A 17231-nucleotide genomic window follows, 5' to 3' on the forward strand; every position below is an offset into this window, starting at 1 on the left:
TTTAAAATTGGCGTTTTATAAAATTTACTTATGAATATCAATTTCTTTATTGAAGAAATCAACTAATGTTTCATTTATTGTATCGTAATCATTAAATATAAAAGATGTTTCGGAATATATTTTATATTGTTGATCATTTTTTACATATTCACCAACAGCATAGTAAATTCCAGGTTCATTAGCATTAATATCTATAGTTCCTAATTTTGTTATCGTTGAGGAAATATTATTTATTGAAGCTATTTCTTTTACTTCCATTGGGTTAGCAAATGATCTAAATAATATTTTATAGTTAAATGATGAAACCCCTTCCTCATCAAGGACAACTGTTGGTTTGAATGCAACAGATCTGGTTTCGACTGAGTTAATAAATTCATTCGGAACTTCTTGGCGAACCTTAATACTATCTCTTTGAATATTAGTAACGAAAACACCTTCTCTCTCTCCGTTGAGCGCAACTTTTAATGAATTAAGGTGTGACTCATTAGCATATAATCCATTGGTACTATAAACATATGCAATATTAGATTTAACTTTTTGATCTTCTTTTCCTTGCTTATAGACTTCAATGTAATAATATCCCTCTGGATCATCCTTCCCAAGTTCATCTCTTGAGATTTTAAGACTATCAAAGAATACATTTCTTTTAATGAGTTTATAGTTAGGATTTTCCTTTGTTTCTGAATAATAAATATCATATTTAAAAGTTTCATTTTTGGTTAATAAATTATCAGCATTTTCTAAAACATTAAATGATGTAAGTGAGGTAAGACCATATTTTTTGAAATTATCCAATGTAATACCATATCTATCATCTAGATCTTTTGATATGAAAAACTTATTATCATCTCGAATTATATTATTCATTATCATTGAATTATATTTATTTATTACCTCATTAATAAGTTCTTTATTATCATCTGAGGTTTTTGATAAACTAATTCTTGCTCTTATATCATCTAACACTTTATAGTAACTCTCTTTATATGAAGGTTTTTCATGAGTTGGGGATGGTAAATTATCACGTGAATTATCTTCTAATAAAACTCCTATAATAGCACTATATTTATTAATTACATTTTCAACATCTTGTTGATTATAAAGTCTACTATTAATAAATTCTTGTTGCTCTGAAGTTAAACTAATTTTTTCATGCCTATCTGTTTCATCATAAAATACTCATAATTCATTATTATGATCAAGATAAAAATTAGATATCAACTTACGCTTTGTACTGTTTTGAGGTAATGGAAGTTTTATTTCTAATGGGTCTTTATCTAAATTATCTAAGTCAAATACAAATATACTTGGTGTTGGTTTATTTGTTGAGTCTCACTCAGAGAAATTATATGTTGGTATAAATAGTTTATTGTTGCGTTCAAAAATATTTGGATTAGAATAAGCACTGTTATTTTGCGCACTAATCAATCATTCATATTTTGTAAGCACTTGATACAATTTGTATAATTTAGATTTTTGATTTAAAGGTGGATTAAATTTCAATGATTTAGGTTCATTTGAATCAATGAATTTACGATATTTAAATTTAAACTCAATTGGACCAAGTAAACCACTACTTTTTGTCTCTCTTTCATTCTCGACATAAAGTCAATATCCGTCAAAGAAGATTGGAGTAGAAACACTCTTTTTCTCTTTATTAATATAATTTTGTAAATATAAAAATAAATTGTCATTATTATCAAAACCAAGCTCAGTTTTATTCTCATCGTATAAACCACGTATTTCGCTATCATCTAAAATTGGTTCGGTATATGGTAAACCTCAAAAGTTATTTCAATTATATTGTGTTCTTTCTGAATATGAATTATCTCTTGGTTCAAATTTATTTTTACCAAGAACTTCAAAAAAGTTATTTTTCATATCCCACCTACCAATGTAATGTGAATATGGATATTTCTTTCATTGTGTTGCTAAATCATCTGCTCAAGTTGGATCAAACTTCATTCAATAATACTTTCCACTAGTTGCTTTAATTTTAACTCAAGCAATCTCATGAAGCTCAGCATTTGCTTCACTCTTAATATCGTCTTGATTGCCTTCTTCTTTATTATCACTATCAGTAATATTTGTTTTGATTGTTCTTTTGCTTTCAAAACCAACACTCATTGGAAGCGCCTCAAGACCAGCTATGTTGCATATTAATGCAAAAAATGAACCATAGTCAGCACAAACACCACCATAATTAAAGTAAGCTAAATCCGATGACATATTTGCTTTAAATGTATATGAATAATGTTGTAATGTAAACATAAACAATGCGGCCGCTTTTTCGTAATCAGTCATTCCCTCTTTAATTAAAGAGGTTACTTTTTCTGTTAAATCTTTAAAATTTTCGCGGAAAATAGTGTCCTTTAGTCATGAATTTGCATATCTACCATTTTCAAGTTTATCAACATATAATGGCTTTCCATTTAAAAGATATTCTGCTGTATTAGGGAAAATAATTTGTTCATTACCTTTAATACTAAAAATGAATAAACCATTAGTCATGCTTAAGTATGGATATTTAACTCAATGTGTTCTAAATCAAATCCCATAAGCTTTACCCAAGGCATCTGCTCGAACTTTTGCATTACCAAATGTAATTGGTCCAATTATTCGGTTCGAGACAATATAATCAAAGAATTTAACAAGTTCTCTAACATCTTCTTCGTTACTTGCTACATATTCTTTATCTTCGAGTTTATAAGGTAAAGTATCATTTGTAATTATTTTTTGAAGTTGTTGAACAATTATTTTGGCTTTTTTATAATAATTTCTTAAGTAAGTAAGCGATTCTCGTTTAGCCTCTTCGGTAGTTGCATTATTATATATGTTCATTTCATTATTTATATTGTGCGAAATGATCATTTTGGCAGTTTGGTAATCTCTTAAATACTCTGGATGTAATTCCATTTCTTTATCAATAGTTTTTTCAAGAATTGTTTTATTTATGACTATAGCGTTATGTTTCTCTTCTAAACTTGCAGACTCTGAAACAACAACTTCTTCATCAATAATTGGTGTTTTGATATATTTGTTGTCAATCTGTTTTTTTAACTCTTCACATTCTTGTAAACCATTTGTAATTCCTATTTTAGCACTTCTTAATTCGTTAATTGTAGAATTACCATTAATTGTGTTGATTGATTTAATTTCAGTAGCTTTTTCGATTACTTCTTGATATTTAGATGTTTCCAAATTAATATAAGTTTGTAATTGCGTAATCAATTCATTAACTTCTTCAAAAACTTTTTGTTTTTCCACTCTTAATCGTTCATTAATTTGATTAACTTTTTGTCTTAACTCATTTTCACGCATTCTAATAAATTCTAAATTATTTTCCAATGTTGCAATTGTATCAGTATCTGAAATATTAATCTTAGCTAAGGCGTTTTCAATTTCATCTTTAACATTAGAATATGCATTATCCTTATCTAATGAGGACTTCAAATTATCTAATTCATCAACAATCGAAACTATTGCATTTAAAATTTGTTGCTTCTTAGCGTGATCTTTTATTTCCTTTTCTTCTTGCATATAATTTGGTAACGCCATAATTAAAGCATTATTAATTGCTTCTAACTCTTGTTTAGTTAAATCTAATGAGGGTTCTGTTATAGACTTTAAATATTGTTCTATTTTTTCTTTAAGTTGATCAAAATCAAAATCTGTTAAATTATTCTTATAGACATTAATCGCATTTTTATTCTTTGCTATTTCATTGATTAATTGATTTTTTTCTTTAACTTCAAAATCAATATCTATTTTTTGATTTTTTAGAATACTTAACTCGCTAACAAATGTTTTATTGATAGCATCCAACACATCAAATTCATCTGTATTTTTAAATATATTTGCTGCTAAAACAGATTCTGCCCTAGATATTAGTGATCGATAATATAATTCTGTTAATCTTGTATAGTAACTGATTTTTTCTTTATTTCTTTTTACTTCGGCTAATTTGAGTTGTCTTGCTGATTCCATTTCATTTAATTGGAGCTTAATATTCTGAATCATTAAATTTGCTATTTCAATAATTTCATCAAATGCCGCTTTTGTGTCATTTAATTTTTCAACAGTATCAGTATTTAAATATGTGTGTTTTTCTTTTTCGTTTCTTAAGAATTCTTTAACACTTTCATATTTAGAGTCATAAGTTTGAATTATATTTGTAATTATTGATTCTTTAGTTTGGATTTCGTTAATTATTTGATTCTTTTGTGTTTCAAGGTGATCAATATTACTTATGGCAAGTAGTATATTTGTTTTTTTATTATCAATTGATGTTAAAACTATCTTTAATTCAGTTAATGGTTTAGTATCGTCATAACTTATTCCATTAATAAATATCTTTGAGTCTTCAACAATTGTTTGATATTCTGGTTTTATAAGTGTAGCAATATATTGATTAAATTCAGCAATTTTGTCTTTTATACTTGAAATAGTTGCAATTATGCTTGTTGTTATGCTGCTAATTTCACGATTTATATTAGTTGACTCTGCTTCAATTTGATTTAATTTAGAATTTAATTCATTAATTGATGTAGTTAAATTTAAATTAGCAAATGTGATTTCAATTTGTGTTTTTCTTTGTCTAATAGACTCATAATCGGGATTTGAATTTAAATTAGAAATGAAAGTTATTATTTCACTTTTCTTTTTATTAATAGTGTTAATAATTTGATTTTTTCTTGAAAGTTCATCTGTTGTTCTAATTCTTTCCACTTCTGTTTTAAAATCTGTTAACTTTTTATCTAACTCATTTTTCATAATTTCTAAACGTTCTTTAGTGTTAGATAAAACAGGATTGATTAAAGATAGATATGTATCGATGTTTCTTTTAACTTCATCAAAAACAGAATTTGTTAATGTTTCTTTATAAAATTGAATTAAAGTCTTTTTAGAATTAATTTCATTAAGAATATTTTCTTTCTCTTTTATTTCAATATCAATAACTTTTTTATCTTTTTCCAATTCATCTAGTTTCGAATCAAAATTGACTTCAATTACTTTTAAGGTTGAAAGTGGTGTTTTGGTTTCGAAAAAATTCATATTCAAAGTTTCTTGGGCTTTTCTTTTAAGATTTGAATACTTTTTCTCTGTTTTATCTGCAAAATCTTTAATTTTATCTTTTTTAATTTTTACTATTTGCAATTTAAGTAATCTTTGTGCCTCTGCAAGATCATTAGTTTCATCTACGATTCTAATACCTTCAGTAATACTTTGTTGCAATATGTTAAGTTGTTTCTGGATTGCACTTAATTCATCAATAGACAATTTTTTTAAATATGAATATTTGCTTAATTCTGTATTTATATATTTCTTTATATCATCATACTTGCTTGATAATTGATTAGCATTCTTTTGAACTTCTTTGAAGTTTTCATCAACCTGTCTAAATAGTGTCTCTTTTTTTAGAATTTCTTTATCAATTTTATCTACTTCTTCTTTTGTGGAATTATATTTTGTTTCAATTAAATTTAAAAACACATTCAAATCATTTTTTGACATAGTATTATTAAAATTTAAATTTGATACAAATATTTGTGCATTATCAATAATGTTTTTATATTCAATTTTATCTAAAGTCGCTATATATCTCTTGAAACTTTGCATTTTATTATTTACTTCATCAAATTCTTTTTCATTTAAAACAATAATAGGAGTTGTAATTGAAGGCTCTTTATCAATGTTTTGTTTCATTTGAGATAAATGTGCTAAAAATGACTTGAGTTCTTCAAGAACTTGAGTTAATTTTTGTTTTTTGTCAAAAATTGAATATTCAATAACTTTATTAATTGCTAACTTTTTAATATCTTTATACTTTGCATCATTTAGAGTTTTATAATTGTTAATTTTATTTTTGTAGTTATTTATTTGAGTAATTAATGCTTCTTTTTCTTTTGGATCATCTTTATCCATATTTTTAACATTGGGTTCCGAGCAACTCATTGCTAAAAAAGTTAAAGACGACGTTAAAATTAATGGTGATAACCATATTTTCTTTTTTGTTTTTTTGTTCATATTAGTTCCTTGTTTTCTTTGCTCATATAAATTATAAAAAATATTTTTATAAATGTTAGAAAGGAACTAAAAAAGAACAAAACATGTCTTTCGATTATTCACAAACAAAAAACCAACATTTTCATGTTGATTTTTTGTTAATTATTATTAAATTTTGGGTTGATTATTTTCTTTTGAAAACAAGAATAGCCATACCAATAATTCATAAAATACCTGAGGCAATCATTGCTCATGCTCATCATGGTAGTAATGAAGTATCTGTTACTTCAACTGTTTCAACAACAGCTGATTTAAGAACGCTTGGAAGGTTATTAATGCTATTGATTGATCTAAAGGCATCATCAATTGCTTTTTTGTCTTCTTCAGTTACAACTTGATCTTCTTTTCCAACTTTATTTAAGATTTCAAAATATCTATTGTTGTTTAATGCATCTTTGAATTCTGTAATATCGTCAAGATATTTAGCAAGTTGGTTTGCGTCATTATCAAAGTTTGCTTGGTCTTTGTTTTGAATTGCTTCAACAAGTGATTTTAATGACATTGCTTTTTCAGTTAATTTATCAACTGCTTGGTTGAATTTAGCTTCATTTGAATCTGCTGTTGTAGCATTTTCAAATTTAGCATCTTTAGCAGCTTGAATAGCGTTGTCCAATGCTTCTTTGATATCGTCGTAATTTGCATCTTTTACATTAGCATTTGAGTAGTTTTCTAATGCTTTGTTTAAGTCAAATAATTTATCCATTTTGTCTGTAATTGCTTTTGCTTCAAGAAGTTTAGCATTTTCAGTGTTTGCACCTTTGTTTGTGATTTCATCAACTTTTGCTTTGTTTGCAACATTGTCTTTTTGTGTTGTATCACTAAAGTCTAAGTTAAGTGCTTTATTAACTTCTTTTGTAATTTCATTTGATAAGTTAACAATATCATTTGCAATTTCTGCATTTAAGTTTTCAGCAGCTTTTTCAATTTCTTTAGCAACTACTGGTTCAGTAGCATTATTAAAGTTTTGACGTACTTCATTAATTTTTTCTGGACTTAAGTTTCCTAAATCATTGTTTGTAAAGTTATCGATGAATGGTACTTGGTTATCTTGAGCATCTTTGTACTCTTGATCTTTGAATTGATCGATTTTATCTTTTAATTCTTTAAGTTTAGCTAAGTTTGGTGCTACTTTAGCCTTTTCTTCATCTGTAACTGCTTGGTTATTGTTAATTTTGTCAAGGATTGCTTGTGTTTCATCAAATGTTCTTGTGAAGTCATCTTTAATTGCAGTAGGTGAGTTAATGAATTTATTTGTATCTTTAACATCTTTGAATTGGTCTAATGTGCCAGCATTTTCTAATGCTGTTACAGCATCTTGTAATTCTTTAAGTGCGGCTTCTGGTGTAGTTGTTGTATCTGTACCATTGTACACATTGTTTGCTTTTTCTAATGCAGCTTCTAAGTTTGGTGATTTAGGATCAATTGCTTTATCTTTATTAATTTCTTTTAATAATTCTTTTTTATCTAAAGCATTTTGAATTTTTGCAGCAGCAGCGTTGTAATCAGCGATTGATTTATCGTTGTTTGCAGCAGTTTCTTTAGCCGGAGTTAATGTATTAGCGATAAAGTCTGGATCAGATGCAATCTCTGGAGCTTCTGTTTCTAATTTAGTAATTAAATTATTAAGATCATTTTGAGCGATTGCTTTGTCTAATTCATCTTTTGCGGCATTTATTTCGGTTAATTTGTTATTTGTATCCTTATCTTTAGCGGCTGTAATAGCGTCTTGTAATCTTTGTGTTTGTGGTGTGACATCTTCTTGAGTTGCAACTGTCTTATCTAATTCGCTAAGAGCGTTTGCAACAACATCATTTCCATTATCAACGGCATTGTTAAGTGCTTCTGTTAATAGATTAATTAATTCATCTTTTTCAGCTTTTGTACCTTTGTTGTAAGCTTCTTTTAATCCATTTTCAAGGTTTGTGATTGCTTCATTGATTGCATCTTTAGCTATGTTTGCAGCATCAGAGTTATCATCTAATTGAGTAACAACTGCTTTAGCATTTGTGATTGCTTTGTAATCATCTTGTGCAGCTAATGCATCTTCTAATTTAGCAAGTTCATCTTTGTAATCTTGTGTTGTAGAATCTACGTCATCTTTAACTGCTTCAGCAGCATCTAAAGCAACTTCTTTGAATAATGGGTTTTCAGCAATTTCAGTGTTGTTTGCTTTAATATCGGCAATTTTGTTTGCTAAGTTATCTTTTGCTGTTGCTTTTTCAATAGCAGCAATAGCAGCATCAAGTTCTGATACTTTCTTATCATCAGCAGCATCTTTAACTTCTTGTGCAGCAGTAATAGCGGCAGTAAGTTCTTGTGATTTAGGTGTTACAGCATTTGCTGCGGCAATGGCATCATCAAGTTTTGCTTTAGTAGCATCAAGAACTGTGTTTCCTTGAGTTGTAGCATTTGTTAATGCTTGAGCTTTATCAGCAAGATCATCTGCATTATCTGCTAATGCAGGTTTAAGAGCGGCAATAGCATTATCGATAGTTTCTTTTGCTCCAGCAACATTTGTTGCTTGAGTATCTAATTTATCGGCTAATGCTTGTGCATCTTTGATTTGGTTATAGATTGCTTCATTTGCAACTTGTTTCTTAATCTTATCAATTGCATTGTTGTAGTCTTCTAATGATGCAGCATCATCATTTGATGTTGTTTCAGCATCAGTTAAGACATTTTCTTTGAATAATGGATCATTTGATAAATCTTCATGATCTGTTTTTGTACTTGCAATTAAGTTTTTAAGCTCATTTTGTGCAATAGCTTTCTTCAAGTCAGCAATATTATTTCTAATTGTTTCGACATCGTTGTTGTCTGGATTGTCAATAATTGCTTTTGCAGCTTCAATAGCTTTTGTTAATCTATCTGATTTAGGATCAACATTTTCTTGTGATTTAACTAATGCATCAAGAGCATCTACTTCACCGTTAACTAATTCGTTTACAGCTTCAATAGCTTTATCTAATGCTGTTTTCTTAGGTTCTAAGATTTCAGGTTTTCTAGCTTTATCAGTTTCTGCAGCAGCATCTGTTAATGCTTGTTTCATATCGTTGATTGCTTGTTCAAGGTTTTGTTTTGCAGTTGTAACTGCAACATCATCTAAATTATCTAACTTTTCTAATGCTTCATTACCTTTTGCAATTGCATCATAGATTTCTTTGTTTGCAAGTTGTTCATTTAACTTATCAAGTGCATCTTTGTAATCATCAGTAGTTTTATCTGCGCCGTTAAGTACATCTTCTGCTGGTGTTAATGCATTTGTGTTGAATAAGTCATTTTTTGCTAATTCAGGGTGTTTTGCTTTAATATCGTCAATTGCATTTTTAAGAGCATTTTTAGCAATGGCTTTTTGTAATTCTGCCATTTTTACTTCGTATTCACTTACTTTTGAAGTTGGACTAGCAATTGCTGTTTTAGCAGCTTCAATTGCAGCAGTTAACTCAGCAGATTTAGGATTAATATCATCTGTATTTGTTACAAGTTCTTGTAATTCATTTTTCTTAGCATCAATTGCAGCGTTAGCAGCAGCAATTTGTTCTACTAATGCAGCATCTTTAACACTTAATCTATTTGTTGTGTCTGTTTTGTTTAAGATTGCTTCAACTTCATTAATTGCTGTGTTAAGTGATTCTTTAGTATCTGATACTGAATTTGCATCAAGTCTTGCAAGTAAGTCTTTTGCTTTTGGAACTTCTAAGTATACATTTTTGTTTGCAACATCTTCTTTAAGTGCATTTAATGTATCTCTGTATTGTTCTCTTGTAGCATCATTTTTATTTGACATTGCTTCAGCAGGTGCTAATGCATTTGTGCTAAATAATTCATTTGCAACTAAATCTGGTTCATTAGTTTTCAATGTACTGATGTAGTTTTTAAGTTCATTTTGTGCAATAGTTTTTCTAAGTGCATCTGTAGCAGATTGAATTTCTGAAGTTGTTGCTGTTGCTTCTTTGGCAATAACATCATTTGCAGCTTGGATTGCGGCTTCTAATTCTGGTGATTTAGGATTTACATCTTGTTGTGATTCAACTAATTCTTTAAGTGCATCCATACCTTGTGAAATTAAGTCTTTAGCCGCTTCAATAGATGTTTCTAATTGATTATTGAATGGTTTAAGAAGTTCATTTCTTTCTGTAGTTGATTTGTCTTTAGAATTTTCTAACTCATCTTTTGCAGCATCAACTGTAGTTTGAAGTTGGTTTTTAGATTCTTCAATTTGTTTTTTGATTTCTTCTGCTAATTTAGCAACTTCTGGTGAGTTAGCGTCCATTTTTTCAAGAAGTTTTTCAGCTTCATCAATGTTTTTATAGATATCTTTAACTTCATATTCTTTAGTTAATCTATCTAATGCATTGTTGTAGTCATCAAGAGTTCCAGCAGCATCACCAGCAGCTGTTTCAGCCGGATCTAATGCTTTTTCTTTGAATAATTTGTTTGTTTCTAAATCTGGATCTTTTTGTTTGATTTCAGCAATCTTGTTAATAAGGTTGTTTTGTGCTTCAGCTAATTTAACTTCATTTAATGCAGCATCTAATTCTGATGCTTTTGCATCTTGATTAACAACAAGTTGCTCCGCTTTAGTAATTGCAGTTTCTAATCTTTGCGATTTTGTTGTAGCAGTTTTTGCTTGATCAGCTGCTTCATTTAATTTTGCTTTTTTATCAGTAAGTGCTTTATTACCTTTTGCAATTTCAACATCTAATTCAGCGATTTTTGTTGCCAATGTATCAGCATCAGTGTTTTCGCCTTTTAATATTGGTTCAATTGCTGATTTTAATGATTCTAATGCTGTTTTTATTGGTTCAACATCTGTTGTATCTAATTTATCAACAAGTGGTTTAATGCTTGCATATTTATCATAATCATCTTTGTGTGCGATAGCAAAGTCAACTAATGCTTTTTTATCATTGAATGTTGTCGGATTATTGCTAATTGGGTTAGCAACAACAACTGCTTCAGCACCAGCGAGAATATTATCTTTGAAAATCGGATTTTCATCTAATTTAACATTATCTGCTTTTGCTTTTGCTATGGCAGCAACTAATTCATTACGAGCATCATTTGCAGCTTTGTTTTTAGCAATAGCTGTTTCTAATACAATAATGTCTGCAGGATAATCTGTTACTGTATTACTATCTAAATCTTCTTTGGCAGCAGCAACTGCATCTTTTAATTCTTGTGTAGGTGTTACATCTTGCATTGCAAGATATGTTTCTTGCTCATTAACAAGAGTTTGAAGTTTTGCTTTATTACTTGCGTTTTGTAATTTAGTAATCATTGCATTTTGCTTATCTATTGTTCAATCATCTGAATTTAATAAGTTTTGTGCTTCGTTTTTAACTGATTCTAAAACATTTGTGTAAAAAGAATTATCTGGATTTGCTTTTATTTCTGTGTTTGCAGTATTTATTGCTCTTTGAAGCGGATCTCTTGCAATTGCTTTCTCAAGTTCATTCTTTGCGTTTGTTAATTCTTCAACAGTTGCATTCGGTTTGTCTAATAATCTTTTTCCTCTTGCTTTAAGAATTCTAAGTTGAGGTGAAACATCTGAACCGATTGATTCTAATTTTGCTTCAAGCTCTGCTCTAACAGAGTCTTTAATGAATTCAGTAATTGCATTTTCTAATGCTTCGGCTTTAGATGTAATTGTTGTAGCATCTGCAATACCGGCATCTGATGAATTAACTTTTCCAATTGTTTTAATATTATTTGCTTCTGCTAATAAATTATCTAGATTTGTTTTTGCGTCAGATGTACCACTTGTTGTGTAAAGTGGTGTTTCTTTTAATGCGTTTGCTTTTGTTATAGCAGTATCTAATTTTGTATCTGCAGTTGTTATATCACCTAACTTATTAATTACACCAATAGCAGATGTTTGTGCTTCTACAAAATTATCTGCAGTAGCATTAATGTTAGTGATTTCCGCTTTTAATTGAGCTTTTTGTGCTTGGTTTAAGGTTGGTGCTGAATCGATCTTAGTTTTAATTGCTTCTAATACTTTTGCAAGTAATTGAGCTTTCTTAGTATTAAATTCTTGTTCTGTTCTAATTAATGGTGATTTTGCTTCATTAGCGATTGTTGTTAATGTATCAGGTGTAATGAAGTTTTTAATTACATCATTCATTCCATTAATTTCAGATACCAATTTATTATTGAATCCTAATTTATCGTATGCAGCTTTAATTGCATTGTATTTTGCTTCAATGCTTGTTGGAACAATATCATTGAATGTTGTAGCAAATGTTGCTGAACCAGGAACTGCAGCAATTGCAGTTTTTAATTCATTTTGAATTGCTTCTTGTGAGTATTTGAATAAATCAGATTCATTTGTTTTTCCAATGTTAAGTGGATCAATTGTTGATGAAATGTAATCTTTAAGTTTCTTAGTTACTGTTGCAACTGATGTAACGTCTGTTGCAATGAAGTTAGTAGTCGGGTTAGAAACTGTACCGTCAGCAGCAAAGTGGTTTAATGTTTTAACTTTATTTGCTAATAATGTTTTTTGAGGTGTAGCAAGATCTGTATTAGAATTGATTCTTGAAATTACATCACCATTTTGTGTATTTGCTTCTTCTAAGTTTGATTTAAGTGTTGCAAGTTGTGCAAGGTTTTGTAACTTGTTATTTCTAAATGTTGCAACCTTACCTTTTGCATAAGCTTTATCTGAATCTGATAAATTTGAATATTGATCAACATTAATTGCAGGAACTACAACTTCATCAAATGCTTTTTGGTAGTATTCATCAAGTTTTGCAGGGTTATAATTTGTATTAAGTGAATTTACAAATTTTTCAATATTTGCATCTGTAACACTTGGAATTACATTTTTAAGTGCTTTAACATCTGCAATTAATTTATTCTTTTCACCATCTAATGCATTGTATGTTGTTTCAAGATTTGCTTTTAAAGCATCAATAGCTACGGCATTTAAGAACTTATTACTTAATGATGTTTGATTATTGTATTTCGCTTTATCCTTTTCACGAGTAGTTCTAGCTGCCACAATCGCTTGGACAACACTTTGTGGAATTTTATTTTCAGCAGTAGGAGTTGCAAGTGAAACATTAAGTGCTTCAGCTGCTTTTTCTATAGCTTGATTAAAGTTATTTTGTGCTGGTGTTGAAGCAAATTGATATTTATCACGACTATATGCAAAACTTGAGCCTGATGGCGATGCATATTTATCTAAAGTAGTTTTAAGATTGCTCATCGCAGTCTTAAGAGTTCTTTCTTCATTTAAAATCTCTTGAGCCTTATCATTTACATTTGTTGTTTTATTGCTAATAAATGTTTTAACAAGTGAATCTAATTTATCAATAAAAGTTGCATATTGAGCATAGTTAATTGAACCTTCTGATAAATCATTTTCTAAGATAGTTGTTTTAGGGGCAATGTTATTTATAATTTGTTCTCAAGGAACGTTTACATTTGTATTAAATGAAGAATCGGTTTGATTTCTTTCAAGATCCGTTTTAAATCCTTCAATAATTGTATTTTTAAGATTTACAACTTGAGTAGTAATTGAACCATTATTATTGTATTTTTTATGATCTTTCTTAGATAATTCACCAATTCTTGTATTAACTTTAACAGTAAACATTAAAAGACGATCTATATCTTGAACTCTTTTCTTTCTTGTTGAGTAATTTTGAATTAATGTAAGATTTGGGTTTCCTGTATCATTTAAAACTTGATCAGCAGCATCAATTAACGATTCAATTTCCTCATCTGTAAGATGTTCTTCATTATCATTAATTGCTGTAACTAATTTATTAATGTCGGTATCTAATTTCGAATATGTGCTAATAATAGTTTTTTTCTTAGAATTAAGATCAGCTATATTGGTGTCTAATGATGTATTTTTAACATTATTAGGGTTTACACCAGTATTAGAACCATAAATCGTATTTTTTAATGAATTTAATAAGTTTTCGGTAGAATTTAATGAATCTTTGAATTTTGTATATTTTTCGTCATCTTCTGTAGGTCTTAGAGCGGCATATGTTGCATTATTTGTATCTATAACTAATTTATGTTGATCATATACATCTTTTGTAGCTTTATAATCTTCAACTAATTTACGTAATTTTGTAATATATGCTTCTACTTCTGCACGTGATGACATTTTAAGAATATTTTCTTTAATAAATGTTTTATTTGTATCACTAAAAAGTTCTAATTTATCAACCATTCTAAATCTATTATCAACAAAATCTGTTGCTGATTCATCCCCATTATATAAAGAACCTTGTTCTCTAAAAGCACGATTGATACGCAAGTCTGAAGAAGTAATTGCATTTGTAATCGTTTGATATCTATCAGTAACTTTTCTAGTTGATCCTTGATAATCAGTATTTGAATATGTAGGTATTACATGATTTTCTCAACCATTAAGGTTATTAACATTTGTTCTAATACTTTGTAATTCTGTTTTAACACCAAATGCACCTTTAATTGTTGCTTCAACTTTTGGATAATCTTGTGAACGACGATTTTTATAATTTTCTAATGTCATGAAATCAAGATTATTTTGTGGATTATCAATAATAGGTTTATAGTTTTTTCCTACAATAAGACTTGTGTTGATTTTGTAGTTTGTTTCTAATAATTCATTAACGATTTTACCTCATACAGGATTATCATATGAGAAATTATTAATATTGAAATCATTATTTATAGCATTTTTAACTGCTGTTTTTTGCGCTTCTAAAAGATTAGTTGGAGTTCTAAAAAATCCACTTCCTGTAATTGTATCTTCACCTCATGGCATAGTGTTGTATGTAAAACCACTTCCTGTTGTAACTTTGTCAAGAATTTGGAATTTTCTATAAAGATTTTTAAGTGTTCTTTCATCTGTTTTATAATTAAAGTTTGTCGCAAAAGTGAGGATACCACTATATCTAGTTTTATTTAAATCAACATATTTATTATTTGGTCCTGATGGTGTTGCGGCATATCAATTTTCTAATCCATTTGAAAGTTTAGGTATGAATTTTAATTCATTACCATTTTCATTAAATAAAATGTTTGGGTCTGATAATTTTGAGGCATCATTATTTACTCAATCAGATACTACTGTATTTCATAAGTAATCAATTGTAATGTTCTTTGTACCTTTTCCGATTTCACCAGTAATAACCTTACTAATAACTTCTTTTGGAATTGTTCCAAGGACTTTATTACCACGCTTGATTTCAAAATCTGTTAATGGTAATGCCCCATATTTTTCATATAAATCATTAAAACCACTAAGTGCAGTGTTACCAACTCTATTATTTGTAACCTCAATAGGTTTTGACATTGAAATTTTATTTGTTGTATGAATATTGTTTTTGTTTGTTTTTTTGAAAACCATCGAATCAACAGCTAATGTTGTATCTTTGTTTGGATTACGGCTTCCCACTAAAATATTATTTGCATCATAAAATGATGTAATGGCAGTAATAGCAGAATCTTTATTTTTGTATTGTGAGAATGGGAAGTATTTACCGCCATTATCACCTGATCTACCTCAATAGTTATCAATAACATCGAATTGAAGAACAACCATAGGTCTTCTAAGTGATGATCCGTAACCACCAAGTTTATCTAAACCACCAACGTTTGGTTTTGGACCACCAACGTACACTTCAAAGTAAAGTAGTGAACCAACATCATTTTTAATCGGATTAAGTCCGCCCCTTTGATTTTGAGGTAGCTTATCGTTTAAAACACTAATATCAAGTGTATTACCAAACCTTGAACCATCGATACTATTAAAATCACCACGATTTCCTAGTACTGGTCCTCCGTTTAATCTAAATTCATTAAAAATTTTACTTTTAATTTTATCCTTAGTAATTGAGTCATTATTTGTTGTTAAGTAAACAAATCTATTGAATTCTTGATTATCAACTCCTGCTTTAGGTTGAACAAAATTTCAAAATGCATTATAACCAAAACCTGGATTTAATTTTCTTGATGTTAAACCAACTTGTAGCATATTAAACTTATTACCTCATGCATATGAGTAATAATTTTTTGTGTCAATTCAAGAATTATCGGTTCCTGAAGGAACTGAAGTTGCTAATGGTTGATTAACAGAACTTAAACTTCTTGAATTACCTTGTCATGTTCTATGATCTCTAATGAGATTTGTGTCTGGAACGATAAATCTATTTTTATCACCTTGGAATTTGTTTATAAAGAAATTATCTGGTAAAACTGTATAGTTTTTACCTGCTTCACCATGTATATCATTTGAATTTCAACTTTGTGAGTTGTAGAAATAGAATTGATTTCCGGCTTTTCCAGATCACCATTGGAAAGTATCATCATCTCTAAAAACAATTGTGGCTTTTAAAGTGTCAGGCTTAATAAGTAAATCTTCTGTTAAGGCTAAACCAAAACGAAGATATCCATCCGATGGCGGTATATATAAGTTTCCATAGTTTCCTCTTCCTCACTTATCTTTTTGAAGTCATGAGGCATTGTTATTGGCATCACCTGGATAAAGTTGAGGAAGAGATGCATTATAAACAACAGCAATACGTCTTGCTTTAGCCTTTGATGCATCGTATGCATATCCATTGTTATCTTCTCCAGGATTTTGATATGAACCATATTGTTGTCCTGTAAGATCATAAATACCAACTAAGTTATCTTTGTATTGACTTTTAAATGTTGCACTATTGGGATCTTTTGAATTTCAATAGTACGCAATACGGTCATTTTCGCTAGAGTGAGCATATCCAGCTGCACGTCTATCTCATCTATGTGCTTCATCAGCAACTGCATTATTTACGTTTGAGTAAATATACTTATATTTTCTAAAATCATTGTATTGGAATGAATTCACATCACTTCGGTTGAAAATGCTGTTTGTCGCAGAATCATGTCCATTACCTGTTTTACTAAACGAAATTGTATGTGTTGCTGCATCAAATGAACCTGAGTAATTGTAATCACTCAAGTTATCGAAACTTGTGCTTGTAGCAACGGTTGCAACAGCCGCTGTTGAAGCGATTGATGTAATACCTGCTACTGGGAGCACAAATCTCTTAATATTTTTTTTGGGCATTTTATCTCCTTTGAGTTTCATTTAATATTGCTATTAAATTTTCACTTATCCATATAACTCGGCTTTATGTACATAAATAAGTTATCTAATATTGTATCAGAAA

The 17231-nt window shown here is 29.0% G+C and carries 2 protein-coding genes; both read right to left on the bottom strand.

Going from position 1 to position 17231, the window contains the following annotated elements; genetic code table 4:
- Positions 1-24: 24 nt before the first annotated feature.
- Entirely contained in the window at positions 25-6027 is a 6003-nt protein-coding gene (locus H9M94_RS01295; RefSeq protein WP_187469784.1) for a hypothetical protein, read from the bottom strand.
- A 163-nt stretch (positions 6028-6190) separates the two neighbouring features.
- A complete protein-coding gene (locus tag H9M94_RS01300) occupies positions 6191-17128 on the bottom strand; it encodes a hypothetical protein (RefSeq protein WP_187469785.1) in 10938 nt (3645 codons plus the stop codon).
- Positions 17129-17231 lie beyond the last annotated feature (103 nt).

The sequence above is a fragment of the Mycoplasma sp. Pen4 genome (assembly GCF_014352955.1).
Taxonomy (GTDB): domain Bacteria; phylum Bacillota_I; class Bacilli_A; order Mycoplasmatales; family Metamycoplasmataceae; genus Mycoplasmopsis.